General features: G+C 73.9%; 20 protein-coding genes. 5 read left to right on the top strand and 15 right to left on the bottom strand.

Going from position 1 to position 24512, the window contains the following annotated elements:
* The first annotated feature begins 29 nt into the window (after positions 1-29).
* On the top strand, positions 30-1172 hold the full coding sequence (locus B9W62_RS36170) for an aminoglycoside phosphotransferase family protein (RefSeq protein WP_179235842.1): 1143 nt from the start codon (positions 30-32) through the stop codon (positions 1170-1172).
* A 313-nt stretch (positions 1173-1485) separates the two neighbouring features.
* Positions 1486-3405: an N-acetylmuramoyl-L-alanine amidase gene (locus tag B9W62_RS36165; protein ID WP_087812262.1), complete on the top strand. Its 1920-nt coding sequence runs from the start codon at positions 1486-1488 to the stop codon at positions 3403-3405.
* A gap of 22 nt (positions 3406-3427) precedes the next feature.
* On the opposite strand, the gene B9W62_RS36160 is transcribed toward B9W62_RS36165, so the two are convergent.
* The 5 genes from B9W62_RS36160 to B9W62_RS36140 all read right to left on the bottom strand — a co-directional run bounded on the left by B9W62_RS36160 (position 3428) and on the right by B9W62_RS36140 (position 7428).
* Positions 3428-3925 (bottom strand): hypothetical protein, encoded by a 498-nt coding sequence (locus B9W62_RS36160; protein ID WP_059297308.1) that lies wholly within the window; start codon positions 3923-3925, stop codon positions 3428-3430.
* Between the two features lie 58 nt (positions 3926-3983).
* Positions 3984-4586 (bottom strand): ABATE domain-containing protein, encoded by a 603-nt coding sequence (locus B9W62_RS36155; protein WP_179235841.1) that lies wholly within the window; start codon positions 4584-4586, stop codon positions 3984-3986.
* A 37-nt stretch (positions 4587-4623) separates the two neighbouring features.
* Positions 4624-5526, bottom strand: a complete 903-nt coding sequence (locus B9W62_RS36150) for a universal stress protein (protein WP_087811116.1) — start codon at positions 5524-5526, stop codon at positions 4624-4626.
* 83 nt (positions 5527-5609) lie between these two features.
* Positions 5610-5852: a DUF397 domain-containing protein gene (locus B9W62_RS36145; protein ID WP_030182473.1), complete on the bottom strand. Its 243-nt coding sequence runs from the start codon at positions 5850-5852 to the stop codon at positions 5610-5612.
* 76 nt (positions 5853-5928) lie between these two features.
* Positions 5929-7428: an acyl-CoA synthetase gene (locus B9W62_RS36140; RefSeq protein WP_087811115.1), complete on the bottom strand. Its 1500-nt coding sequence runs from the start codon at positions 7426-7428 to the stop codon at positions 5929-5931.
* Between the two features lie 172 nt (positions 7429-7600).
* On the opposite strand from B9W62_RS36140, the gene B9W62_RS36135 reads away from it, so the two are divergent.
* A complete protein-coding gene (locus B9W62_RS36135; protein WP_087811114.1) occupies positions 7601-9379 on the top strand; it encodes a serine hydrolase domain-containing protein in 1779 nt (592 codons plus the stop codon).
* 45 nt (positions 9380-9424) lie between these two features.
* Here B9W62_RS36135 and B9W62_RS36130 read toward each other — a convergent pair whose 3' ends face one another.
* The 5 genes from B9W62_RS36130 to B9W62_RS36110 all read right to left on the bottom strand — a co-directional run bounded on the left by B9W62_RS36130 (position 9425) and on the right by B9W62_RS36110 (position 14935).
* Positions 9425-9616, bottom strand: coding sequence for a DUF2795 domain-containing protein (locus B9W62_RS36130; RefSeq protein ID WP_087811113.1), 192 nt, complete (start codon positions 9614-9616; stop codon positions 9425-9427).
* Between the two features lie 97 nt (positions 9617-9713).
* Positions 9714-11285, bottom strand: coding sequence for a phytoene desaturase family protein (locus B9W62_RS36125; protein WP_179235840.1), 1572 nt, complete (start codon positions 11283-11285; stop codon positions 9714-9716).
* Positions 11286-11345: 60 nt separating this feature from the next.
* Entirely contained in the window at positions 11346-13598 is a 2253-nt protein-coding gene (locus B9W62_RS36120; protein WP_087811111.1) for a serine/threonine-protein kinase, read from the bottom strand.
* Between the two features lie 22 nt (positions 13599-13620).
* Positions 13621-14517, bottom strand: a complete 897-nt coding sequence (locus tag B9W62_RS36115) for an oxygenase MpaB family protein (protein WP_087811110.1) — start codon at positions 14515-14517, stop codon at positions 13621-13623.
* A gap of 40 nt (positions 14518-14557) precedes the next feature.
* The gene (locus B9W62_RS36110) at positions 14558-14935 is read right to left on the bottom strand and encodes a four-helix bundle copper-binding protein (RefSeq protein ID WP_087811109.1); all 378 of its coding nucleotides are present in this window, start codon (positions 14933-14935) and stop codon (positions 14558-14560) included.
* A 124-nt stretch (positions 14936-15059) separates the two neighbouring features.
* On the opposite strand from B9W62_RS36110, the gene B9W62_RS36105 reads away from it, so the two are divergent.
* Both B9W62_RS36105 and B9W62_RS36100 read left to right on the top strand, forming a co-directional pair.
* Entirely contained in the window at positions 15060-15422 is a 363-nt protein-coding gene (locus tag B9W62_RS36105) for a DUF6479 family protein (RefSeq protein WP_087811108.1), read from the top strand.
* A 145-nt stretch (positions 15423-15567) separates the two neighbouring features.
* Entirely contained in the window at positions 15568-17238 is a 1671-nt protein-coding gene (locus tag B9W62_RS36100) for a cytochrome bc1 complex cytochrome b subunit (protein ID WP_087811107.1), read from the top strand.
* Here the strand turns inward: B9W62_RS36100 and B9W62_RS36095 are convergent.
* The 5 genes from B9W62_RS36095 to B9W62_RS36075 all read right to left on the bottom strand — a co-directional run bounded on the left by B9W62_RS36095 (position 17214) and on the right by B9W62_RS36075 (position 24493).
* Positions 17214-17624 carry a cytochrome c oxidase subunit 4 gene (locus tag B9W62_RS36095; protein ID WP_087811106.1) on the bottom strand — a complete coding sequence of 137 codons (411 nt, stop codon included), beginning with the start codon at positions 17622-17624 and terminating at the stop codon, positions 17214-17216. The genes B9W62_RS36100 and B9W62_RS36095 overlap by 25 nt on opposite strands.
* The gene (gene ctaD / locus B9W62_RS36090) at positions 17621-19342 is read right to left on the bottom strand and encodes an aa3-type cytochrome oxidase subunit I (RefSeq protein WP_087812261.1); all 1722 of its coding nucleotides are present in this window, start codon (positions 19340-19342) and stop codon (positions 17621-17623) included. The genes B9W62_RS36095 and ctaD overlap by 4 nt, the downstream gene beginning before the upstream one ends.
* Before the next feature lie 94 nt (positions 19343-19436).
* A complete protein-coding gene (locus B9W62_RS36085; RefSeq protein WP_087811105.1) occupies positions 19437-22241 on the bottom strand; it encodes a hypothetical protein in 2805 nt (934 codons plus the stop codon).
* 135 nt (positions 22242-22376) lie between these two features.
* Positions 22377-23015, bottom strand: a complete 639-nt coding sequence (locus tag B9W62_RS36080) for a GerMN domain-containing protein (RefSeq protein ID WP_087811104.1) — start codon at positions 23013-23015, stop codon at positions 22377-22379.
* On the bottom strand, positions 23012-24493 hold the full coding sequence (locus B9W62_RS36075) for a sensor histidine kinase (protein ID WP_179236183.1): 1482 nt from the start codon (positions 24491-24493) through the stop codon (positions 23012-23014). The genes B9W62_RS36080 and B9W62_RS36075 overlap by 4 nt, the downstream gene beginning before the upstream one ends.
* Positions 24494-24512 lie beyond the last annotated feature (19 nt).

Below are 24512 nucleotides of genomic sequence, written 5' to 3'. Positions count from 1 at the left end.
GCAGGCACACGAAGGGATCTGTCTCGCCCATGTACGCAGCATCGTCCTCCGTGTCCGCCCCGCAGCGCTCGCTGCACCCCCGCCCGACGGCGGGTGGCGGCCCCTACCTCGCCCCCGCGCGTCCGGCGGCCCCGGTGCTCGGGGCCGGCAGGGCGCGGCTCGGCGCGGGGCCCGGCACCCAGCCGCTCAGCGGAAGAATCGACCTGTCCGGCCCCCAGGGGGCCCAACTGCGCACGGCGATCGCCGCCGTGCACCGGATCTGCCCCGAGTTCTCCCCCGTGCAGGTGCTGCGGCGCAGCGGGCGGTCCGTGCTCCTGGTCGGCACGACCGGGCGCAGCACGGCGGTGGCCAAGTGCTTAGTGGACCACTCCCCCGCGTGGGCGGAACGCAGCAGGCACGAGATAGGGGCGTACCGCTCGTTCGTCCGGCAGCGCCCCCCGGTGCGGGTGCCGAGACTGATCGCGGCGGACCCGGACAACGGCACACTGGTCATCGAGCGGATGCCCGGGCGGGTGGCGGCGTTGCAGCGGCACCCGCTGGAGGCACCGCCGCGGGCCGACATCAGGGCGGCCATCGGTGCGGTCTGCCGGCTCAACGCCTGGCGGCCGCCGGCCGGCACCTTCGACGCCCCGCTGGACTACGCGGCCCGTATCTCCCGCTACCACGAGCTGGGTCTGCTCACCGACCGGGACCTGGGCGACCTGCAAAAGCTGCTGCACGGCATCGCCCACGCGGGCGGCCGTCAGGGCATGGGCCAGTTCTGTCACGGTGACGCGCTGCTGTCCAACGTCCTCATGTCCCCGGCCGGTCCGGTGCTGGTGGACTGGGAGCACGCGGGCTGGTACCTGCCGGGGTACGACCTGGCGACGCTGTGGGCGGTCCTCGGGGACGCCCCGGCGGCCCGCCGCCAGATCAGCCAGATCGCCCAGTCCACGGGCACGGCGGCGCGTGACGCCTTCCTGGTGAACCTGATGCTGGTGCTGACCAGGGAGATCCGTACGTACGAGACGGCCGTGCAGCGTTCGATGCACGACCCGGTCGTGGCACCGCCGGCGCCGGCCCATCCGGGTGCCGCGCCGACCGGCGAGGAGCAGCGGCTGCTGCTGCGCCGACTGCACGACGACTGCCAGATGGCCCGGCGGGCCGTGCGGGCGGCGGTCGGCACGCGCTGACGGCAGGGCCGGGACGAGGCGACAGTCCGCGGTGCGTCACCCCAGACGGGGGGCGCACCGCGGTTTTCGTGTCTGCGCCACCCGGGTGTGTGCAGGGGCCATTGGTGTACGCCACTGACGCCGCGCAGGCCGGTGGGCCGCCGCCACGAAACTCGCCGAACCCCGTGCTGACGTGGGAAATCGCCGCCATGACGGCATGATTGACGGATCGTCCGACCGCCGGGTACCACTGACCCACGCCCGGCCCCGCACCCCCGTCACGCCCCGTCTTGCCCGACCGTCCCAGGAGGCCGCTTTGCGAGGATCCCCCGTCCTGCCCGCCCTGGCCACCGCTGCGCTGCTGCTGCCGCTGCTCGGCGCGGCACCGTCCGCCGCCGTGCCCCCGGACGCGCCACCCGCCCCGGACCGCCTCCAGCGGGCCTTCGCCGCCGCGGCGGCCGAGTACCACGTGCCGCCGAGCGTCCTGCTCGGCGTCTCCTACCTCCAGTCCCGCTGGGACGCGCACGGCGGCGCGCCGAGCGTGACCGGCGGCTACGGCCCACTGCACCTCACCGACGCCCGTACCGCCCTGGCCGGGGCGTCGCACCACGGCGAGGGCGCCGAGGACCCGCGCGGCGACGACGCGCGTGCCGCGCTGCACCCGGTGGACGGCGCCGCCGCGCCGCCCACCGATCTGCCGGCCCGGCTGACCACCCTGCCGAGGGCCGCCGAGCTGACCGGGCTGAGCCCCGAGGCGCTGCGCACGGACCCGGCCGCGAACGTGTCCGGCGGTGCCGCGCTGCTCGCCGCCGCGCAGCGGGAGCTGGGCGAGCCGCTCAGTGCCGACCCGGCGGACTGGTACGCGGCGGTGGCCCGTTTCTCGGGCGCGGAGGACTCCGCGACGGCGGCGGCGTACGCGGACGACGTGTACGAGGTCATCCGTACGGGTGAGCGGCGCACCACGGACGCCGGTCAGCGGGTCTCCCTCGCCGCTCGGCCCGACGTGGCGCCGCAAGTTTCTCGGCTGGACGACGCGGGCCTGCGCGCCGCGTCCGCCGCCGGCACCGAGTGCCCGGCGTCGGTGTCCTGCGAGTGGGTCCCCGCGCCGTACGAGGAGTTCGGCGACGGCGACTACGGCAACCACGATTTGGGCGGCCGCCCGGCCTCCCAGCGGATCCGCTACATCGTCGTGCACGACACCGAGGGCACCTGGAACGGGGTCCTCAACATGGTCCAGGACCCCACCTATGTGTCCTGGAACTACACCTTGCGCTCCACCGACGGTCACATCGCCCAGCATGTGAAGGCGAAGGACGTGGCGTGGCACGCGGGCAACTGGTACGTCAACGCGGGGTCGATCGGCCTGGAGCACGAGGGCTTCCTGGCGGAGCCGGACGCCTGGTACACGGAGGCGATGTACCGGTCGTCGGCGCGGCTGGTGAAGTACCTCGCGAAGAAGTACGACATCCCGCTGGACCGGCAGCACGTCCTCGGCCACGACAACGTCCCCGGCACCACCACGGCGACGATCCCCGGCATGCACACCGACCCGGGCCCGTACTGGGACTGGCGGCACTACTTCCAGCTGCTCGGCCGCCCCTTCGAGCCGACCGCGGGCAAGAAGTCCGCTCTGGTGACGATCCGCCCCGACTACGAGGCGAACCGTCCCGCGTACACCGGCTGCGAGAAGGCGGGCGAGCCCTGCGCGGCGCACGGCTCCAGCGAGGTGCGGCTGTACTCCGACCACGACGTGAACGCGCCGCTGATCAAGGACATCGGCCTCGGCACCACCCCGACGACCGGGGTGAACGACCTGTCCTCCCGGGTCTCCACGGGCCAGCAGTACGCGGTGGCCGACCGGTGGGGCGAGTGGACGGCCATCTGGTACCTCGGGCAGAAGGCGTGGTTCCACAACCCGCCGAAGAGCCCGGCGGCGGTGCCCGCCTCCGGACGGGTGCTCACCCCGCGGAAGGGCCTGGCGAGCGTCCCGGTGTACGGGCGCGCGTACCCGGAGAAGGCCGCCTACCCGGCGGACGTGCCCGCCCAGGCGGTGTCGCCGCTGCCGTACACCCTGCCCGCGGGGCAGAAGTACGTGGTCGGTGAGAAGGTGCCCGGCGAGTACTACTACGCGGTCACCTTCGACGAGGCCTCCCACCGGGTGGTGACCGGCAAGGACCAGTACTACGAGATCCAGTACGGCCACCGGGTCGCGTACGTGCGCGCCGCCGACGTGACGGTCTCGGCCGCGCGCTAGGACCGGACCGGGCAGCCGGGTCTCAGCCCTGCTGGAAAAGCTCCGCCGGGAGCGGCTTCAGCAGGGCGTACAGGTCGTCGGTGATGGGGCGGTCCCAGGCGGCGATGGTCACCAGGACGCCGTCGCTGCGGTCGAACTGCACGCAGGAGATCCGGCCCTCGGAGAGCTTGAGGCGGCGCACGATGAGCAGGTTGTCGCCCTGCATCACGGGGACGTCCTCGGCGCCGACGACGGTGATCTCCTCGTCGTTCTCCAGTGCGAGCAGCAGCTGGGCCACCTCGAAGGGGATCTCCCCTTCGGGGACCTCGCGGGCCGGGGAGCCCTCCGGGAGGTTGCCGATGATCATCGCGGGGCCGCGGCCGCCGAACAGGTCGTAGCGCAGGAAGACGCCCTGGCAGCTGCCGTCGGGCGCGGGCAGCAGGCCGGCGCCGAGATTGCCGGGCCAGTCGCCCGGGTCCATGGCCAGGACGTCGAAGTCGGGCCCGGCGGGCGTGGCGCTGCGGCGGCGGAGGAACGACATGCCGCAATGGTACGTGGCCGGGGGCCGCGGGCGACGTGCGGGCGGCTGCCCGGCCGGGCTACCCGGCCCGCCGGTGCCGGTCCTGGTGGCGGGCCACCCTGGCCCGGTTGCCGCAGGAGGGCTTGCACCACTCCTGACGCGGGTGCTCCTTGAGGAAGTAGCGCACGCAGCGAGGTGCGTGGCAGGCCCGCAGCCGCTGCCGGTCCGGGCCGGCGAGGAAGCCGATCACGGCCTGCGCGAGGGTGGCGGCGAGGTCGGCCCGGGCACCCTGCGCGGGCGCGGCACGCACGACGGGATCGGCGGCGTCGGCCCAGGCCAGGACGGGGACCGTGGGGGTGAGGGCGGCGGCCTCGTTCAGCCGCCGCAGGGCCTGGGGCACGGGCAGCAGCCGGGTGGCGTCGGCGGAACTCGGCTCGCCCGGGCGGACGGCGCGGGCGAAGAGGGCGCGGGCGGCGGCCCGTACGTCGCGTACGGCGGCCAGGGTGGGCGCGTCCGCGGCGAAGGCCCCGGCGTCGGGCACGGCGTCGGGGTGCGCCGCGACCCAGGCGGTGAGCCCGGCGGGGTCGGTCAGGTCGTCGGCGATCCCGCCGTGCCCGTCGTGCCGGACGGTCAGCGCGAGGGCGAGCGCGATCCGGGTGTCCGTGCGGGGCGAGTCGTGCATGCGGCCGATGATAGGCACGCCGGGACCGGCGGAGTGTTCACTCCTGCGGGGGAGCGGGCGGCACCACCGCGATCGGGGCCGCGGCGTGCAGCAGCACGGCGTGGGTGACCGAGCCCATCATGCGGGCGGGTGCCAGCAGGCGCCGGCGGTGCCGGCCGACGACGACCAGGTCGGCGTCCTTGGAGGACGCGACCAGGTTCCCGGCGGCGTCACCGGGCAGGGCGTGGGTGTCGACCCGGACGCCGGGGTGGCGTCCGCGGTAGGGGGCGAGCAGGCCGTCGGCCAGGACCCGTGTCTCGCTCTCGACGGAGACCTCGTCGATCACCAGGGGCATCATCTGCCCGGCGGCGGCCCAGGTCTGCACCGGCCACGGGTAGGCGGCGACCACCTGGAGGCGGGCACCGCGCAGCTCGGCCTCGGTGAAGGCGAAGGAGAGCGTGGCGTCGTCGGGACTGTCCACGTGCAGGCCCACCACCACCCGCGGACCGGGTTCGTCCGGCGCCTCGCCGTGGACCTCGCGTCCGGGGCGGGGCACCACGACGACGGGGCATGCGGCGTCGCGGGCGGCGGCCATGCCGTTGGAGCCGAGCAGCAGGCCGGCGAAGCCGCCCCGGCCCCGAGAGCCGAGGACCAGCAGCTGGGCGTCGGCGCCGAGCTCCGGCAGCAGGGCGCCCGGTACCCCTTCCATGCCCACGTACTCGGTGGGCACCGCGAAGGCCCGCCCCTGGAGGTGCGCGCGTGCCTGGTCGAGCGCCGGGTCCTCGGCGGTGCCCGGCGGGCCCGCCACCAGGACGTCGGTCTGGGCCCAGGCGGCGTACTGGCGCACGTGCACCACCCGCAGGGGTGCCTCGCGCCGGTGGGCGGCGTCGAGCGCCCAGTCCAGGGCGCGCAGGCCGTCGTCGGAACCGTCGACCGCCGCGATGACCGGCAGGGTGCTCATGGGTCCTCACCTCCGGAGTACGCACTTCCCCCCGGCGGCGGACCGGACACCCGGGTTCGGCCGGTCGGCGCACGCCGCGGTGGCTACGTGAGGTCGAACTCCCCTTCCCGCGCTCCCGAGACGAACGCGCCCCATTCCGCCGGGGTGAAGATCAGGGAGGGGCTCTGCGGGCTGCCGCTGTTCCGCATGGCGATGAACCCCTCGACGAAGGCGATCTGGACATCCCCCAGGCCCCGGCTGCTGGACTGCCACTGCGCGTTGCTGAGATCCAGCTCGGGCTTGTCCCAGCCCATGAGCGGGCGCTGGTGGGTGGTGCTCTCGGCCACGTCCGTGCTCCTCCCGGTTTCGTCGTCCGCGGCCAGCCTAGCGATCGGGTCGGACCGCCGACAGGCCGTCGCGGTGTCAGGAGCCGGCGAAGCGGTCCCGCAGCTCCCTCTTGAGGATCTTGCCGCTGGCGTTGCGCGGCAGGGCGTCCACGAACCGCACCCGCTTGGGCGCCTTGAACGCGGTGAGCTGCTCGCGGACGTGCGCGATCAGCTCGTCCTCGGTGACCTCGCCGCGCGGGACGACGACGGCGGTGACGGCCTCGACCCACCGCTCGTCGGGCAGGCCGATCACGGCCGCCTCGGCGACGGCGTCGTGCGTGTAGAGGGCGTCCTCGACCTGGCGGGAGGCCACCAGGACGCCACCGGAGTTGATGACGTCCTTCACCCGGTCGACGATGGTGAAGTAGCCGTCGGCGTCCCGTACGGCGAGGTCGCCGGAGTGGAACCAGCCGTCGCGGAAGGCGGCCCCGGTCTCCTCGGGCTTGTCCCAGTAGCCGTCGCACAACTGCGGGGAGCGGTAGACGACTTCACCGGGGGTGCCGTCGGGCACGTCCTTGCCGTCCTCGTCGACCACGCGCGCGTCGACGAACAGGACGGGGCGGCCGCAGGAGTCCATGCGGCCCTCGTGCTCGTCCGGGCCGAGGACGGTGGCGAGGGGGCCGATCTCGCTCTGCCCGAAGCAGTTGTAGAAGGCCAGGTGCGGCAGGCGTGCGCGCAGCCGCTCCAGGACGGGCACCGGCATGATCGACGCGCCGTAGTAGGCCTTGCGCAGGCCGTCGAGGTCGCGGGTGGCGAAGTCGGCGCGGTTCGCGAGGCCGATCCACACGGTGGGCGGTGCGAAGAGGCTGTCCACGCGGCCGGCTTCGATCAGGTCGAAGAGGCGGTCGCCGTCGGGTGCGTCCAGGATGATGTTGGTCGCGCCGACCGCGAGGTAGGGCAGCAGGAAGACGTGGGTCTGCGCCGAGTGGTAGAGCGGGAGCGCGTGCACGGGGCGGTCGCCGGCCCGGAGGTCCAGGGCGGTGATGGCGCTCAGGTACTCGTGCACCAGCGCCCGGTGGGTCATCATGGCGCCCTTGGGCAGCGCGGTGGTGCCGGAGGTGTAGAGCAGCTGCACCAGGTCCTCGGCGCCCGGTTCGGGGCCGTCGTGGACGGGCGCCGAGGCGAGGCGGGCCAGGAGCGAGCCGTCGGCGTCGCGCAGCGGCAGGGTGCGGGTGCCGCCGGGGAGCCGGGCGGCGAGGTCGGGGTCGGTGAGGACCAGCGCGCTGCCGGACTGGCCGACGAGGTAGGCGAGGTCGTCGCCGGTGAGGTTCTGGTTGACCGGGACGTGCACCAGGCCCGCGCGGGCGCAGGCCAGGAACGCGATCAGGTAGGCGTCGGAGTTGTGGCCGTAGGCGCCCACCCGGTCGCCGGGGACCAACCCCTCGGCGAGCAGGACGCTCGCCGCCCGGGAGACCGCGGTGTCCAGTTCCTCGTACGTCCAGGAGCGGTCGCGGTACTCCACCGCGACGCGTGCCGGGGTGCGTCGGGCGCTGCGCCGCAGCACCCCGTCGACCGTGCTGCCGTGTCCGGGCGTCATGCCCCGATCCTCGGCCGGTCGCGGGGGCGGGTCAAGCGGTGCGCGCGGTCCGCCGGCTTCTCGCATCCGCTCCGTACGCCCCATTGACACGACCCGTCACTGACAGGAAAGTTTCACTCCGCACGGCGATCCGGGAAAGATACTTTCAGCTTCGGCGGCGGGAGACTCTTCGATGGCCGGTCGGTCGACGAACGGATGGACACGGCGTCAACTGGGCGCCGGCGCCCTGGCCCTGGGGGGTGCGCTGGCCATCGCCCCGTTCGCGGCCGGGCCGGCCGCGGCCCTCTCCGGGCAGGGGCACCGCCGCCCGACCCTGCGGCACGGCTCCGCCGAACGCGCCGGACTGCTCCCGGGCCACCTGCGCCGGCTCGTCACCGACGCCGAGGCGTTCCTCGGCCCGTCCCCCGAGCACCCCTGGTACGCGGGCGCCGTGCTGCTCGCCGGCCGGGGCGGCACGGTGGCCCTGCACGAACCGATCGGCATGGCGGTGCGCTACCGGGCCTACGACGAGGCGACCGACACCGGCGTGGAGTTCCCGGCGGGCGAGCAGATCCCGATGGCCCGGGACACGGTGTTCGACCTCGCGTCGATCTCCAAGCTGTTCACCTCGATCCTCGCCGTGCAGCAGCTGGAGCGGGGCACGCTGGAGCTGGAGGCGCCGGTCGCCTCGTACCTGCCGGACTTCGGCCGGGCGGGCAAGCAGGACGTGACGGTCCGCCACCTGCTCACGCACACCTCGGGCTTCAAGGCCTGGATCCCGCTGTACAGCGCGCCCACGTACGAGGAGAAGGTGCGGCTCGTCTACGACGAGGCGCCGGTGAACGCCCCCGGCACGGCGTACCTGTACTCGGACCTGAACATGATCTCGCTCCAGCTGGTGCTGGAGCGGGTCACGGGCCGCGCCCTGGACGTGCTGCTGCGCGAGGAGATCACCGCGCCGCTCGGTCTCGACCGCACCCGCTACAACCCGCCCGCCTCCTGGCGGCCGGGGATCGCCGCCACCGAGGACGCCCGCAAGCCCTGGTCCGGTCTGGACCGCGGGCTGGTGTGGGGCGAGGTGCACGACGAGAACGCCTTCAGTCTCGGCGGCGTCGCCGGTCACGCGGGGGTGTTCTCCTCGGCGTGGGACCTCGCGGTCCTCGGCCGTACGCTGCTCAACGGCGGCTCCTACGGCCGGGCCCGCATCCTGCGGCCGGAGTCGGTGGAGCTGATGTTCACGGACTTCAACACCGACTTCCCCGGCGACGAGCACGGCCTGGGCTTCGAGCTGTACCAGCACTGGTACATGGGCGCGATGGCGACTCCGCGCACGGCCGGGCACACCGGCTTCACGGGTACGTCGCTGGTGCTGGACCCGACGACCGACTCGTTCCTCGTCGTCCTCGGCAACTCCGTGCACCCGGTGCGCGGTTGGCGCTCCGGATCGGCTCCGCGGGTGGCGGCGGGCACCAACCTGGCGCGGGCGGTGCCGGTCCGTCCGGCGGAGGGGCGGACGGCGTGGTTCTCGGGGACGGCGAGTTCCGCCGCGGCCACGCTCACGCTGCCCGCCCTGGACACGTCCGCCGGCCGGGCCCGGCTGCGCTGTGCGCTGTGGTGGGACACCGAGCCCGGGTCGGACGCCCTGGTCCTGGAGGCCTCCACCGACGGAGGCGCCGGGTGGCGGCCGGTCCCGTTCACCACCACGCGTCGCGGCGAGGCCCCCGGGGAGCACCCGGACGGCTCGGCCACCGGCTGGTCGGGACGCGTCTGGCACCGGCTGAGCGCCGACCTGCCGGCCGCGCGGCGGCTCACCCTGCGCTGGCGGTACACGACCGACCGGCTGTACGTGGGCCGCGGGGCGTACGTCGACGGGCTGCGCGTGGAGGCGGCCGGTGACGTCCTGTTCCGCGACGCGCGCCCGGCCGACGCGGCACGCGTGGAGAGGGCGGGGTGGACGGCGTCGGCCGACTAGCCGGGCCGGTACCGGTGCCCTCGGGCCCGGGCCCGGGCGGGTCCGTCAGCCGTTGAAGACGGCCTTCTGCACCTCGTTCGGACCGTCGAAGCTGTTCTCCTTCAGTCCGTCGAGACGGCTGACCACCTTGTCGCCGGCGTTGTTCTTGCGGGCGCGGTCGACGAGCGACTTCTTGTCCGCCGGGTAGTCCATGCCGTTGAGGGCCTTCTGGAGGTCGATGGGGCTGAGGTCCGCCATGACGGGCTCCTTCGTCGTACGGGGGTCGCGGCACGGATGCCGCATACGGAATATCCGTTATGTCGCGGTACCCGGCCCGGTCCCGTGCATGCGCCCGTCAGGTCCCGGTCCCGTCCAGCACCGCCATCGCCGCGTTGTGCCCCGGCACCCCGCTCACCCCTCCCCCGCGCACCGCGCCCGCGCCGCACAGCAGGACGTTCGGCTGCCCGGTCTCCACGCCCCAGTGACCGGTGCCGTCCTGGGCGTGGGGCCAGGACAGCTCGCGGTGGAAGATGTTCCCGCCGGGCAGGCGCAGGTCGCGTTCCAGGTCGAGGGGCGACCTGGCCTCGATGCAGGGCCGCCCGTCGGCGTCGGTCGCCAGGCAGTCGGCGAGCGGCTCGGCGAGGTGGGCGTCGAGCTGGGCGAGGGTCGACTTCAGGAGTTCCTCGCGCACGGCGTCGTTGTCGCGGGCGAAGAGGCGCGCCGGCGTGTGCAGGCCGAACAGGGTGAGGGTGTGCATGCCCCTGGCGGCCAGGCCGGGGGCGAGGATCGTGGGGTCGGTCAGCGAATGGCAGTAGATCTCGGAGGGCGGCGTGTCGGGCAGTTCCCCGGCGGCCGCCCGGGCGTGCGCGGCGGCCAGCTGCGCGTAGCCCTCGGCGATGTGGAAGGTGCCCGCGAAGGCCTCGCGCGGGTCGGCCTCGGGGTCGCGCAGCCGCGGGAGCCGGTTCAGCAGCATGTTCACCTTGAGCTGGGCGCCCTCGGCGGGCGGGGGCGGCGCCTGGCCCGTGAGCGCGGCCAGTTCCCGCGGGGAGGCGTTGACCAGGACGTGCCGGGCGGCGGCGACGCCCTCGCCGTCGGCCGTGCGGTAGGTGACCTCGGCCGTGCGGCCGTCGGCGTCGATCCGCACCGCCTCGTGACCGGTGGCGAGCACGGCACCGGCGGCACGGGCCGCGTCGGCCAGCGCGTCGGTGAGGGCGCCCATGCCGCCGACCGGCACGTCCCAGGCGCCGGTCCCCCCGCCGATCACGTGGTAGAGGAAGCAGCGGTTCTGGAGCAGGGAGGGGTCGTGGGCGTCGGCGAAGGTGCCGATCAGGGCGTCGGTGAGGGCCACGCCCCGGACCAGGTCGTCGGCGAAGTGCTCCTCGATCGCGACGCCGACCGGCTCCTCGAACAGGGCCCGCCAGGCCGTCTCGTCGTCGACCCGGCGGCGCAGTTCGTCCCGGGTCGGCAGCGGCTCCGTGAGGGTCGGGAAGACCCGCTGGGCCACCCGGCCGGTCATGGCGTAGAAGCGCTGCCAGGCGGTGTACTCCCGCTCCGAGCCGGTGAGCCGGGCGAAGGACTCGCGGGTGCGGCGCTCTCCCCCGCCGACGAGGAGCCCGGTGGGCCGCCCGCCGCGCTCGACGGGCGTGTACGAGGAGACGGTGCGCGTACGCACCCGGAAGTCCAGGCCGAGGTCCCGCACGATCTTCCTGGGCAGCAGGCTGACCAGGTACGAGTAGCGCGACAGCCGTGCGTCGACCCCGGCGAACGGCCGGGTGGACACGGCCGCTCCGCCGGTGTGGTCCAGCCGTTCGAGGACCAGTACGGTGCGGCCGGCCCGGGCCAGGTAGGCGGCGGCGACCAGACCGTTGTGGCCGCCGCCGACGACGACGGCGTCAAAGGTGCGGGGCGTGCTGGGCGGGGTCGTCATGGCTCTTGGTAGCACGCTGCGATCGGGGGCGGCCAGCCCGCCGTCGCGCACCGTCCGCGGTCAGCGTGCCGCCCCGCGCACTGCCGCGACCCGGCGGTACAGGTCCGCGGCCTCGGTGGCGCGGCCGAGCCGTTCGAGGCAGTGGGCCTCGTCGTCGCGGGCGACGAGGGTGTCGGGGTGATCGGGGCCCAGGGCCCGTTCGCGCGCGGCGGCGACCAGGCGGTACTCGATGAGGGCGGGGGACCAGCGGCCGAGCCAGCCCAGGGCGACGGCGACCTCGCGGTGGCTGACCAGGGTGTCCGGATGGTCCGGTCCCAGCACGCGGTCGCGGATCGCGCACACCTCGCGGGCTTCGGCCAGCGCCTCCTTCCAGCGGCCCAGCCTGCCGAGGTTGACGCCCAGGCCGTGCCGGGCGCGCAGGGTCTCGGGGTGCTCGGGTCCCTGGGCGCGGGCGCGGTCGCCGATCAGCTCCTCGTACACGCTCAGCGCTTCGGCGCAGCGGCCGAGGCGGCCGAGGGCGACGCCGGTCTCGTAGCGGGCGGCGAGCGTGTCCGGGTGACGAGGGCCGAGCGCGCCGGCTCGGGCACCGGCGACGTCGCGGTAGGTCGCCAGGGCCTCCTCCCAGCGGTCCAGCCGCCCGAGTTCGTAGGCCACCTCGTAGCGGGTGACGAGGGTGTCGGGGTGGTCGGGGCCGAGTACGCGGGCGCGGGCCGCGGCCACCTCGCGGGCCGTGCGGTGGGCGTCCTCGGTACGGCCGAGCCGCCCGAGGTTGAAGGCCAGGTTGTGGCGGCAGCGCAGGGTGTCGGGGTGGTCGGCGCCCATGGTGCGCTCCCGGGCGGTCAGGACCGAGGTGTACACCTGGTGTGCGTCGGTGTGGCGGCCCAGCCGGCCCAGGGTGTAGGCCATCTCCTGACGGACGGCGAGGGTGTCGGGGTGATCGGCCCCCAGCATCCTGATCCTGGCCTCGGCGACGCCCTTGTACGCGCGCAGCGCCTCGGCGGCGCGACCGGTGCGGCCGAGGGTGAAGGCGTTCTCGTAGCGGCTGGCGAGCGTGTCGGGGTGGTCGGGGCCCAGCAGGCGCTCGCGTTCGGCGGCGACCGCGCGGTGCACCTCGCCTGCCTCCTCCCAGCGGCCGAGCCGGCCCAGGCCCAGCCCCGTTCTGTGCCGTGCGGCCAGTGCGACGGCGGCCTCGGGTGCCGGGTCCGGCCGCTTCTCCGGCGCGGGCCCGGCGGTGGGGGCGTCGGCGGGCGGGTCGCCGGCGGGCCGTGGGATCCACGCTCCGGACAGGCCCGCCGCGGGGTCCGGGGGTGTGACGCGCGGGCCGGTGCCGGTCGCCTTGTGACCGGTGGTCATGCCCCGGGTCCAGGACGGCATCCCGGCGCGTCCCCCGGCCGGCCGAGGCGTCCGCGACCGGGCGGGCGACGGCACCGGCGGCGACGGCGGAACCGGTGCCGCTGCCGCCGCCGTGCGGCCCGCGGTGATCCGGCGGCCCAGTTCGCGGGCGTCGTGCGGGCGCTGCTCGGGCCGCTTGGCCAGCAGGTCCAGGATGATCCGGTCCAGGTAGCCGGGCAGTTCGGCGCGGCGGGTGCGGGGCGGTGCGGGCTCGGTGTCGCGGTGGCCGACGAGGATCGCCCAGGCGTCGTCGAGGTCGAACGGCGGGGCGCCGGTGGCGATCTCGTAGAGCACACAGCCCAGGGAGTACAGGTCGCTGCGCCGGTCGACCTCGTCGCCGCCGATCTGCTCGGGCGACATGTAGTGCGGGGTGCCCATGGCGATGCCGGTGCCGGTCAGCCGGGCGGTGAAGCCCGGGTCGTGGCCGAGCCGGGCGATGCCGAAGTCGCAGATCTTCACGGTCCCGTCGGCGGTCCGCACGATGTTGGCCGGCTTGAGGTCGCGGTGGACGATGCCCTGCTCGTGGGTGTGGGCGAGCGCCGAGGCGACCTGTTCGGCGATGTCGACGACGTCGGCGACCGGCAGCGGGTGGCCCTTGTTGTCCTCCAGGAGCCGGCTCAGGTCGTGCCCTTCCAGCAGCTCCATGACCAGGAAGAGCACGCCGTCCCAGTCGCCGAAGTCGTGGACGACGGTCACCCCGCGGTGCTGGAGCGCGGCGGCGACCCGGGCCTCGCGCCGGAATCTCTCCCGCAGGACGCGGGTGAAGGAGTGGTCGTGCGGTGTGCCCAGTGGTTTGAGGCACTTGACGGCTATCCGACGGCCCAGTGACTCGTCCCGCGCCCGCCACACCTCTCCCATGCCGCCGCGCCCGATCCTTTCGAGCAGCCGGTACCGGCCCTGGATCAGCGTGTCGTCCCCCATGACGTCGCCCCGCCCCCGTGGTTCAGTCCGCCCCGCCCTCCCCTGGCCGGTCCAGTATGGCCGCTTGTCGTCCGATTTTGTATGGCGCCGGGCGCGCGGCCGGGCCGAGCCGTGCCATGGCGCGCAGGATGTGCTGGGGCGGCAGCTGCCAGCGCAGACGTGCCGGTACCCGGCGCAGCAGGGCGCCCGTGGCGCGCAGCCGGCGGGTGACGGTGGCGGGGGCGGGCGCCGGTCTGCCGTAGAGCTCGTGCGCGTACGGCGGTAGTGAGTCGTACGCGAGAGAGGCGACCCGCCGCCACAGCAGCTCGCGGGCCGGGACCAGGAGGGGGTGGACGGGCGGGCGGAGCAGGAAGTCGTCCACCTCGTGCGCCTCGGGGCCCGCTGCCAGTTCGGGCCGCACCCGCGTGAAGTAGGCGGCCAGCTCGGCCCGGTTCGCGGGGACGGAGCCGGGGTCGAGGCCGACGAGACGGGCGCTGTGCCGGTGTTCGGCGAGGTAGCGGTCGGCGTGGGCGTCGGTGAGCGGAAACCCGGAACGGCGCAGGACGTGCAGGTAGGAGCCGATTTCGGCGCAGTGCACCCACAGCAGCAGGGCGGGCTCGTCGAGGCCGTAGCGCTCCCCCGTCCGCGGGTCCGTGGCGCCCAGCATGCGGTGGATCTTCCGTACCCGGGCGCCGGCCCGCTCGGCGGCCTCGGTGGTGCCGTACGTCGTGGTGCCGACGAAGCCCGCGGTGCGCATCAGCCGGCCCCAGGCGTCGCGTCGGAAGTCGCTGTTCTGCATCACGCCGCGCACGGCGCGCGGGTGCAGGGCCTGGAGGTAGAGGGCGCGGACGCCGGCCACCCACATCATCGGGTCGCCGTGCGCCTGCCAGGTCACGGAACTCGGACCGAAGAGCCCCGGATCGCCGTCCGTCGCCGCCATACGGGCAGGCTAGCGCGTCGCGCCGCGCGCTCCCAGGGCCTCAGCGCAGGGTGGCGAGGAACTCTCCGCAGGCGCGGGCGCAGTCGCGGCAGGCCCGCGCGCTCTCCTCGGCGCCCGGGTGGCCGTCGAAGACGTGCGCGCTCTCCAGGCACACCTGGCGGCACCACTCCAGCTGGGCGCGGATGGCGGCCTCGTCCACCTGGTTCTGCTCGGACAGCACCCGGCAGGTCGCGTCGCAGACCTCCGCGCACATGATGCCCCTGCGCCGTACGAGTTCCTGGTTCTCGGTCCCGTCCGGGTCCACGAGGCTCGCCCGCAGGGCGCAGGCCCGGGCACACTCGGTGCACGCCTGCGCGCACGCGAAGCGGTCCTCGAGGAAGCGGAACAGTTCCTGCTGGGAAGTCGTCGTCGATGTCACACCGCGCGGGTTGCCGCCGGTTGCGGCGCCAAACGTCCGGGAGTACGGCGAGGGCGAGCGGCGCACCGGGCGAGGGAGTCGTGGTGAGCAGGTTGGTCGCGCGGGCCGGGGGTACCCGCGCTCCATGACCAACGCATGGATGGACCTGGCCGCGAGCGGCTCCGGCGGTTTCCCCGTCTGGCTGATCATCGCGGCCGTGGTGGTGGTGGCCGTGCTGATCGGCGCGTTCGCCTTCGGCAGTCGGCAAAAGCGCCGGGAGCCGCCGCCCCCGCGTCCCGAGGAACAGCCCCGTATGCCCGACGGCGGTCCCGTCCGCGAGGAGCGGCAGCGCAGGGAGCCCGACGAGATGCCGCGCAGCGACGAGCGCACGCTGCCGCACGAGATGGGGCACCAGGGCAGCCGTACCGCCTCCGACCAGGAGCGGCCCCGCTGGGACGAGGGCAGCAGCGGCTCCTTCGGCAGCGGCGGCCCGGGCGGACGGCGCTGACGGACGCCGCCCGCGCAGGGTGCCGCACTCCCGGAGCAGGGACAGGGGCGGACAGGGGTCCACGGGACCGGCGGGTCAAGCCGAAGGGTGACCGCACCTGAGCGGAGCGTAGTTTCCGGTACCGGCGGCGGGGAACCCATGCGCCGTGCTGTTGCAGAGGAGAAGGGCCCGCGCGGGTGCGCGGGCCCGTCACGCGGGCGAACACACCGTCAACTGGGCCGACGGGCGGTTTCCCGTCTCCGAGGGCGGGCGGCTGCTGCGCAAGGCCTTCCCCGAGCACTGGTCGTTCCTGCTGGGCGAGATCGCCCTGTACAGCTTCGTCGTGCTGCTGCTGACGGGGGTCTGGCTGACGCTGTTCTTCAAGCCCTCGATGACGGAGGTCGTCTACGACGGCTCGTACGAGCCCCTGCTGGGGGTGAGTATGTCGGAGGCCTACCGCTCGACGGTGGACATCAGCTTCGACGTCCGCGGCGGGCTGCTGATCCGGCAGGTCCACCACTGGGCGGCGCTGGTGTTCCTGTCCGCCATCGGGGTGCATCTGCTGCGGATTTTCTTCACCGGGGCGTTCCGCCGACCGCGTGAGGTGAACTGGCTCATCGGCGTCACGCTCTTCGTGCTGGCGCTCGCCGAGGGCTTCGCCGGCTATTCGCTCCCGGACGACCTGCTGTCCGGGACGGGGCTGCGCATCGCGCAGGGGATCATGCTGTCCATCCCGGTGGTGGGGACGTACGTCAGCATGTTCGTGTTCGGCGGCGAGTATCCCGGTGAGGACATCGTCCCGCGGCTGTACTCGGTGCACATCCTGCTGCTCCCCGCGCTGCTGGTCGCGCTGGTCACGCTCCATCTGATCCTGGTGTTCTACCTGAAGCACACCCAGTGGGCGGGCCGCGGGCGCACCCACCGCAACGCGGTGGGCAAACCGCTGTTCCCGCAGTTCATGACGAACTCCACCGGCCTGTTCTTCATGGTCTTCGGTCTCCTGACCGTGCTGGCGGCGGTGGCCGAGATCAACCCGATCTGGACGTACGGCCCCTACCGCCCCGACATCGTCTCCACGGGCTCGCAGCCGGACTGGTACGTCGGGTTCCTGGAAGGCTCGCTGCGGCTGATGCCGCCGTTCGAGACGGCGGTGGCGGGCCATACCGTCATGTGGAACGTGCTGGTGCCGGCGGTGCTGCTGCCGGGCGCCCTGTTCGCGGTGCTGTACGCCTACCCCTTCTTCGAGCGGTGGGTGACGGGCGACCACGAGGAGCACCACCTGTGCGACCGCCCCCGGGACAAGCCGGTACGCACCGGTCTCGGCGTCGCCGCGATCGTCTTCTACGGCGTGCTGCTGCTGGCCGGCGGCAACGACATCCTCGCCCACACCTTCCACGTGTCGCTGAACCTGCTCACCTGGATCTTCCGCGTGTCCCTGGTGCTGGCGCCGCCGCTGGCCTTCGCCGCGACCAAGCGCGTCTGCCTGGCGCTCCAGGAGCACGACCGCGAGCGGCTGGCCGAGGGCGAGGAGACGGGCGAGGTGCACCAGACCCTCGCGGGCGGCTACGCCGAGCGTCACGGGCCCCTCGACCCCGAGGAGCGTTACGTGCTGCGATCGCGCAGGCAGCCCGAGCCGCTCGCGCCGTCCCCGAAGGAGGGCGACGCCCCGCACGTGGGCCGCCTGCGCGCGACGCTCAGCGAGTGGTACTACGGCGACCGGGTCGACGTCGAGGAGAAGGACCCGGGAGCGGAGACGGGGCGGGGGTCGGCGCCGGAGGCGGCAGCGACCGCGGAAGCGGCGGGACGGGATTCCTACTCGGGCGAGCCGGAGCGCTGAACGCCGCGGTCCGCGTACTGGAAGACCAGTCCGCAGACGCCCATGGCGAGCAGGCCGAAGCCGATCAGGGCCAGCCACAGGCCGAAGACGATACCGAACGCGAGCACCGCGGCGGCCAGCGCGATGGTGATCGGCCAGGCGCTGTGCGGCGGGAAGAAGTCGAGCGGACCCGCCGTGTCGGCGGCCTCGCCCTCCCCGCGGTCCTGGGCCCGCAGCCCGCGCCTGCGGTACTGCACGCGCAGGAAGAACCCGACGAGCGAGGCCATCAGGAAGGCGAGGACGAGCGCGGCGGTGCCGGCGGGCTCGCGCGACCACCAGCCGTAGAGCGCCGCCTCGGCGCCGAAGAAGACCGCGACACCGGTGAACAGACGGGATTCGGTCCTCACTGCACATGCCTCTGATCGTGTCGGCTGACGTCGGGGTGGTGCAGGTCGAACGCCGGGGACTCGGAGCGGATCCGGGGCAGCGACGTGAAGTTGTGGCGCGGCGGCGGGCTGCTGGTGGCCCATTCGAGGGAACGGCCGTAGCCCCAGGGGTCGTCCTGCCCGACCTTCGTCCCGTAGTGGTGGGTGCGCCACACGTTGTAGAGGAACGGCAGGGTGGACAGCCCGAGGAGGAAGGCGCCGATGGAGCTGATGGTGTTCAGCGTGGTGAAGCCGTCCGCGGCCAGGTAGTCGGCGTAGCGCCGCGGCATGCCCTGCTCGCCGAGCCAGTGCTGGACGAGGAAGGTGGTCTGGAAGCCGACGAAGAGCGTCCAGAAGTGGATCTTCCCGATGCGTTCGTCGAGCATCTTGCCGGTGAACTTGGGCCACCAGAAGTAGAAGCCGGCGAACATCGCGAAGACGACCGTGCCGAACAGCACGTAGTGCAGGTGGGCGACGATGAAGTACGAGTCCGTCAGATGGAAGTCGAGCGGAGGTGAGGCGATGAGGACGCCGCTCATGCCGCCGAGCAGGAACGTCACCAGGAAGCCGCACGCCCACAGCATGGGGGTCTCGAAGGAGAGCGAGCCGCGCATCATGGTGCCGATCCAGTTGAAGAACTTCACCCCGGTCGGCACCGCGATGAGGAACGACATGAGGGAGAAGAACGGGAGCAGCACGGCGCCGGTGGCGAACATGTGGTGGGCCCACACCACCGCGGAGAGCATGGTGATGGCGATGGTGGCGCCGACCAGGCTGACGTAGCCGAAGATCGGCTTGCGGCTGAAGACCGGGATGATCTCGGTGACGATGCCGAAGAACGGCAGCGCCACGATGTACACCTCGGGATGGCCGAAGAACCAGAACAGGTGCTGCCACAGCAGCGCCCCGCCGTTGGCCGCGTCGAAGACGTGCGCGCCGAACTTCCGGTCGGCCTCCAGCATCAGCAGCGCGGCGGTGAGCACGGGGAAGGCGGGCAGCACCAGGATCGAGGTGAACAGGATGTTCCAGGTGAAGATCGGCATCCGGAACATGGTCATGCCGGGGGCGCGCAGGCAGATGATGGTGGTGATGAAGTTGACGGCGCTGAGCGTGGTCGACACGCCGCTCACCACCAGGCCCATGGTCCACAGGTCGCCGCCCGGCCCCGGACTGAAGGTCGCGCTGTTCAGCGGCGCGTAGGCGAACCAGCCGAACGAGGCCGCTCCCCCGGGTGTCAGGAAGCCCGCCACCACCATCAGGCCGCCGAACAGGTACATCCAGTATGAGAGCGCGTTCAGGCGGGGGAACGCCAGGTCGGGGGCGCCGATCTGCAAGGGCATGATGACGTTGGTGAATCCGGCGAACAGCGGGGTCGCGAACAGCAGCATCATGATGGTGCCGTGCACGGTGAACAGCTGGTTGTACTGCTCGTTGCTGAACAACTGCAATCCCGGCCGGGCGAGTTCGCTGCGCATCAGCATGGCCAGGACGCCGCCGAGGAGGAAGAAGCCGAACGACGTCGCCAGGTAGAGATGACCGATCACCTTGTGATCGGTCGTCGTGGCCCACCGCACCAGCGCCCGGCCCAGCGTGCGGTTCGTCCGCTGCCGAGCCGGTGTCCGGCGCGGCGGCCCGGTCCTTCTGTCCACCGCCATGCGGCGGAGAGTACCCAGGCGCCATAGGCGCAGACGTACGACCACGCCGAGGCCGGTGCCGGGGTCCGGCGGATGGGTCACCGGGGCGGGCGGGTGCGGACCGGACGGTGCCGGGCCGCACCCGCGCGCGGGGGCCGGGTTACGAGGCGTCGAGCACGGTGCCGGTCAGCACCGGGCCCTGCGGCTCGCCCCCGTCGTCGGTGTTGCGCAGCCCGAGGTACTCCGTGGGCTCCGCGACCTCGTCGGTGACGGTGGGCACCGTCACCTCGGCGTCCGTCTCGCCGGGCGGGACCGAGGCCCAGAGCGCGAAGTAGTCCAGCCGAGACAGCGGGACCTCCTCGTCGGGGACCTCCCCGACCGTCTCCAGGAGCCAGTCCTGGTCGACGTCCTTGGTGGACAGTTCGGGACGCGAGCCGTCGGGGACCGGCACCAGCACCGTGCCGAGGTCCACGTCGGCGGGCTCCGACAGGGAGACCCGCCAGCGCAGCGGCTGCCCCTCGGTGACCTCGTCCGCTACGGGTGTCACGCGGATCTCCGGCATCGGGTCGTCCTCCTCGACCGACACGCCACCGGCGTAGGAGCCTACGACCGAGCCGTGTACCGCCTTGACCAGCAGGTTGTGGTGGGTGTTGCCGCCGTACCGCTGATTGCCCGTCACCTTCACGGCGACATCGGTGAAGGGGCTCCCGGAACGCACGGTGACCAGACGCTCCTCGGCTCCCCAGCCCGACGGATCCATCACGTACATCCGGACCGTGCCGGTGCCTTTGCCGGAGACCCGCACTGGCACGCGATAGGTGCGCACGCCGGAGTCGCCCTCCTCGACCGTCGTCCGGCCGACGTCGACGCGGGCCAGCGGGGCCGGTCGCACCGCGGGCGTGCCCGGCTGCCAGGCGTGGGCGTCCATCAGCCAGGCCGTGCCCGCCCGGGAGCGCGGCGTCAGTTCCAGCGTGGTGACGCGGCGCAGGTCGACTCCGGCGCGGGTGGCTGCGGTGAGCGGTACGCGTCGTTCCTGCGCCCAGTAGGACGCGGTGCGTTCGCTGCCCGGGAGGCCGTCGGCGCGGACGGCGCCGAGGGTGGCGCGCCGGCCGGCGGCGTCGGTGACGGACACGTCGAGCCGGGTGCCGGTGCTGCCCGGCGGCACGATGACGCGCAGGGCGAGGCTCTTGGCGCCCTTCAGGGAGACGGGGGCGCCGGGGTGGATGCGGGTCGCGGTGCCGGGCGCGGACCAGTCCAGGGCGACCGCGCCGCGGCCGCTCTCGCGGTCCGGGAGCCAGTACGCGAAGTGCGGTGAGGAGCCGCGCGCGTCCTCGCCGAGGCAGGCGGCGCCCGGGTCGGGGTCGACGGCGGAGCACAGGTGTCCGCCGCCGGTCACCCGCAGGCCGTCGTCCGGCAGGAACCCGGCGCCGCGGCCGGCGCCGACCGCGTGGGTCAGCACCCGCGCCGGGTCGGCCGAGGGGGCGCGGCGGCCCGTGCCGTCGATCAGCTCGCGCACCCGGTCGTCACCGGCGACGAACAGCCGGGCGGCGGTGGCGATGTAGGTCGCGCCGGCCCGGTGCTGCTGCCCTGCGGTGAGCCGGGTGGGGCTGTCGATGGAACAGACCGGGTCGGGGTCCTCGGGGTCCTCCCAGAAGTCGTCGGAGGCGGGGGCCTCGGCCCGGCCGGGTGTCCACTCGCTGTTGAAGTAGTTGTGGTTGGCGCCCGTGATGTGGACCGCGCTGTGCAGCGCGCGGCCCCGGCTCACCCCTCGGGTGCCGTCGACGTAGAGCTGCCCCTGGAGGTCGGAGACGTCGCCGTCGCAGCCCGGCAGGACGGTCAGGGACGGCACGTCGGGCACCGGGTTCTGGCCGAAGGCGGTGGGGCCGACGAGTACGGTGCCGCGGATGGTCCAGCGGGCCCGTCCCTGTGTGCCGTCCTGGTCGGCGGGCGGCGGGTACAGGCTGTCCATGGCCGCCCGGTCGACGCCCTCGCCGCCGCGGGAGTGGCCGACGAGCAGGACGCGGGACGGGTCGGCCTTCGGGCCGCGGCGCACGGCGTCCGGAGCGGCGGAGGTTTTGGCGGCCCAGTCGGCCCAGCGGGCCAGGTGCGCGCGCACCAGTGACGAGCGTGCCTGGGCGCCACCGTCCTCGAGGGCGCCGTCCTGGCCGTTGATGCCGTTGGCGGAGATCGAGACGGTCACATAGCCCTGGGAGGCCAGCAGTTCCTGGTCCTGGCGGTAGCCGCGGTGGCTGGGGATGGGCTTCGCGTCGTCGGCGCAGGGCCAGTCGATGGTGACGGACTCCTCGCCCTGGCCGGGGACGTAGCAGGTGGCGTGCCGTCCGTGCAGGAAGAGCGCGAGGGGGCGCTTGCCGGTCGTGCCCTTCGGTGCGACGACCAGGCCGCGCATCTCGACCGGCGCGGACAGGCCGGGCAGCCGGACCGGGTCGAGCGTGTACTCGCCGGTGGTGGTGTCGTACCGGCCGGGCCGGCCCGGGTCGACGGTGCCGGCGGGGAGTCGGGGCGGGAGTTTGGCCGGGGGTGCTTCGGCGGGGCGGCGCTGCCGGGCGGCGGCGCCCGGTTCCCGGTCCAGCCGGCGGCCGGCGGCGCGGACCTGGAGGCCGGTCAGCCCGTGCGGTGCGGCCGCTCGGGTCGCGTCCAGCGGTAAGCGGAAGGTCCTGCCGTCGCGGTCCGGTTCGGGTACGCCCAGCAGGCGGCCGCCGGAGTGGAACTCCACTCGTGCGTCACCGGGCGGAACGGCCCGCGGGGAGCGCCACTCCAGGGCTCTCGCCGTACCGTTGCCGGTGATCCGCCAGCCGGGCGGCAGGTCGGCGGTGCCGGTCGGTGCCGCCCGCACGGAGGTGGCGCCGCCGGGTGGTTGCGGTGCGGCCTGGGCCGCGGCGGGTGCGACGCCCACCAGGGTCAGGGCCGCCGTCGCGGCGGCCCACAGCGTTCGAGCACGTATCAAGAATCCGCTCCTCAGTACCTCGGTGGTGCCTCGGTCCGGGGGAACGCCCGTGCGGGCGCCCCCGGTTGGAGGAGGGGAGGGAGATCCTTGGGGTTGCCTGTGAGCCGCCGGCCACCGGCCGTCGGCTGTCGGCCGTCAGCCGCCGGTGCCGCCGACGGCCGTGCCGGTGCCGGGGTCCGCCCCGGTCTCGGCGGTCCCGGGCTTCGAGGGTGTCCTGCGGGTCGCCGCGTCCACCGGGCAGTCCTCGCTGGAGCGGCCCGCCAGCCGGCCGCCGGGCTGCTCCACCGTCACCTGCGCGCTCCCCAGTGCCGGGTCCTGGCGCAGCCGGGCCACGGCTACGGTGCAGGCCAGTTGGTCGACGGCCGTGTCACTGAGGCTTCCGGCACCGCGCGGCAGCTGGACGTTGACGCCGGTGCCGTCGGTGCGGATGGTGGGGGCCTCGGCGGCGGGCGGCAGTTCGGTGGTCAGCCCCCTCCCGCGCTCCTTGTCGTCGGGCCCCTTGAACAGCATGAGCACGGTGCTGCCGAGGTCGGTCGAACCCGGCACCGTGCGGTCCACCGCGACCAGGGCCCCGCCCTCGACGAAGTAGAGCGGGACGTTGACCAGGGGCACCGCCTCGGGCACGGACTCCGACGGCGCGGACGTGACGCCCGGGTCCAGGACGCCCGTCGCGGGTTCGCCCGCCTCGACCACTCCGGTCTCGGGGATGCCGCACGCGGAGAGCGGAAGCAGCGCGGCGAGCAGCAGCGGGAAGGCGCGCGCCGACGGTTTCATGTGCGGTCCTCCTTCTGCGGGGGCGGGGTCCGGTCCTCCGCCGCGTCCGGCCGCAGCGGCAGGACGACCGTGAAGACGGCGCCGCCCTCCGGGTGGTTGGCCGCCCGGACGGTACCGCCGTGCAGGCGTACGTTCTCCGTGGTGATGGCCAGGCCGAGGCCGCTGCCCTCGCTCCGGGCGCGGGCGTCGGCCGACTTGTAGAAGCGGTCGAAGACATGGGGCAGGACGTTCTCGGGGATGCCGTCCCCGCCGTCGCGGACCGTGACGACCGCCTGTCGTCCGGCGCGGGGGTCGTCCTGGGCGCGGAGGTCCAGGCGGACCGGGGGCGCGCCGTGCCTCAGGGCGTTGGCGACGAGGTTCGCCACGACCACGTCGAGGCGGCGCGGGTCGACGCGGCCGCGAAGCTCCCCCGGTTCCGGCAGGCCGGTCTCCACGGTGTCCTGCCAGCCGCGCGAGGCGAGCGTGCGCCGCAGGGACTCGGCGAGGTCGATCTCGTCCAGGTGCAGGGCGGCCGCGCCCGCGTCGAACCGCGAGATCTCCATCAGGTCGTCCACCAGCTCGGCCAGTTTCGCGGTCTCCGTGCTGATCAGGCGTACGGCCGTCGCGGTGTCCTCGTCCAGTCCGGCGGCGTCCTCGTCCAGCACGTCGGTGACCGCCGACATCGCCGCCAGCGGGGTGCGCAGTTCGTGGGAGACGTCGGCGGCGAAGCGCCGGGCGCCGGCCTCCATGCGCCGCAGTTCCGCGACCGAGCCCTCCAGTGCCGCGGCGGTCTCGTTGAAGGTGCGGGACAGATCGGCCAGTTCGTCGGAGCCGTGCACCGCGAGCCGGGTGTCGAGGCGCCCCTCGGCGATGCTCCGGGTCGCCCGGCGCAGCGCCCGCACCGGACGCAGTACGCCGCGAGCGGCCAGCAGGGCGATCAGGACGGCCAGCACCAGGGCCGGTACGGTGGCCCGTTCGATGGCGGTGACCAGCGCGTCGACGTATCCCTGTTCCTCGCGCTGCGGCACCGTGAGGTAGACCTCGAGTCCGGAGGCGCTCCGCTCGGTGCTGTACTGGCCGGCGAAGGTGACGGGCATGCCGACGACCAGCGAGGAGTGGCCGTCGTGCGACACCCGCTGGAACACGGTGGCCCGGCGGGAGCGCACGGACTCGCGCATCGCCGGGGACAGTTCCGCGAACGTGTCCCCGGGCACGGACGTGGCGCTCGCCTCCCGGTAGGCGACCAGTACCCGCCACGGCTGGGACCGCCCGCCCCTGGACACGTCGTCGGCGAACGACTCGAGGGCGGCCGCGTCGGGCGGGAACCGGTAGTTGGGCACCAGGGTGTTGACGCGGTGCCGGAACTCCTCGATCACCGTGTCCTGGCTCTGTTGCAGGACCCCGGTCCGTGCCTCGCGGAAGGTCAGCGCGCCGGTGGTCACCGTGGCCACGACCGCGACGAGGGTGAAGGTCACCACCAGCCGCAGGCGCAGCCCCATCAGCGCCCGCAGTACCCGG

It is taken from the genome of Streptomyces sp. CS113, from assembly GCF_002188365.1.
Lineage (GTDB): Bacteria > Actinomycetota > Actinomycetes > Streptomycetales > Streptomycetaceae > Streptomyces > Streptomyces tendae.
This window is presented reverse-complemented; position numbering and strand designations above follow the sequence as displayed.

Excerpts from the sequence above, each read along its gene's own strand:
- B9W62_RS36170 (WP_179235842.1), top strand. The coding sequence starts at position 30 with ATGTACGCAGCATCGTCCTCCGTGTCCGCCCCGCAGCGCTCGCTGCAC.
- B9W62_RS36160 (WP_059297308.1), bottom strand. The coding sequence starts at position 3,925 with ATGTCGTTCCTCCGCCGCCGCAGCGCCACGCCCGCCGGGCCCGACTTC.
- B9W62_RS36155 (WP_179235841.1), bottom strand. The coding sequence starts at position 4,586 with ATGCACGACTCGCCCCGCACGGACACCCGGATCGCGCTCGCCCTCGCG.
- B9W62_RS36150 (WP_087811116.1), bottom strand. The coding sequence starts at position 5,526 with ATGAGCACCCTGCCGGTCATCGCGGCGGTCGACGGTTCCGACGACGGC.
- B9W62_RS36140 (WP_087811115.1), bottom strand. The coding sequence starts at position 7,428 with ATGACGCCCGGACACGGCAGCACGGTCGACGGGGTGCTGCGGCGCAGC.
- B9W62_RS36135 (WP_087811114.1), top strand. The coding sequence starts at position 7,601 with ATGGCCGGTCGGTCGACGAACGGATGGACACGGCGTCAACTGGGCGCC.
- B9W62_RS36130 (WP_087811113.1), bottom strand. The coding sequence starts at position 9,616 with ATGGCGGACCTCAGCCCCATCGACCTCCAGAAGGCCCTCAACGGCATG.
- B9W62_RS36125 (WP_179235840.1), bottom strand. The coding sequence starts at position 11,285 with ATGACGACCCCGCCCAGCACGCCCCGCACCTTTGACGCCGTCGTCGTC.
- B9W62_RS36120 (WP_087811111.1), bottom strand. The coding sequence starts at position 13,598 with ATGGGGGACGACACGCTGATCCAGGGCCGGTACCGGCTGCTCGAAAGG.
- B9W62_RS36115 (WP_087811110.1), bottom strand. The coding sequence starts at position 14,517 with ATGGCGGCGACGGACGGCGATCCGGGGCTCTTCGGTCCGAGTTCCGTG.
- B9W62_RS36105 (WP_087811108.1), top strand. The coding sequence starts at position 15,060 with ATGACCAACGCATGGATGGACCTGGCCGCGAGCGGCTCCGGCGGTTTC.
- B9W62_RS36080 (WP_087811104.1), bottom strand. The coding sequence starts at position 23,015 with ATGAAACCGTCGGCGCGCGCCTTCCCGCTGCTGCTCGCCGCGCTGCTT.
- B9W62_RS36075 (WP_179236183.1), bottom strand. The coding sequence starts at position 24,493 with ATGGGGCTGCGCCTGCGGCTGGTGGTGACCTTCACCCTCGTCGCGGTC.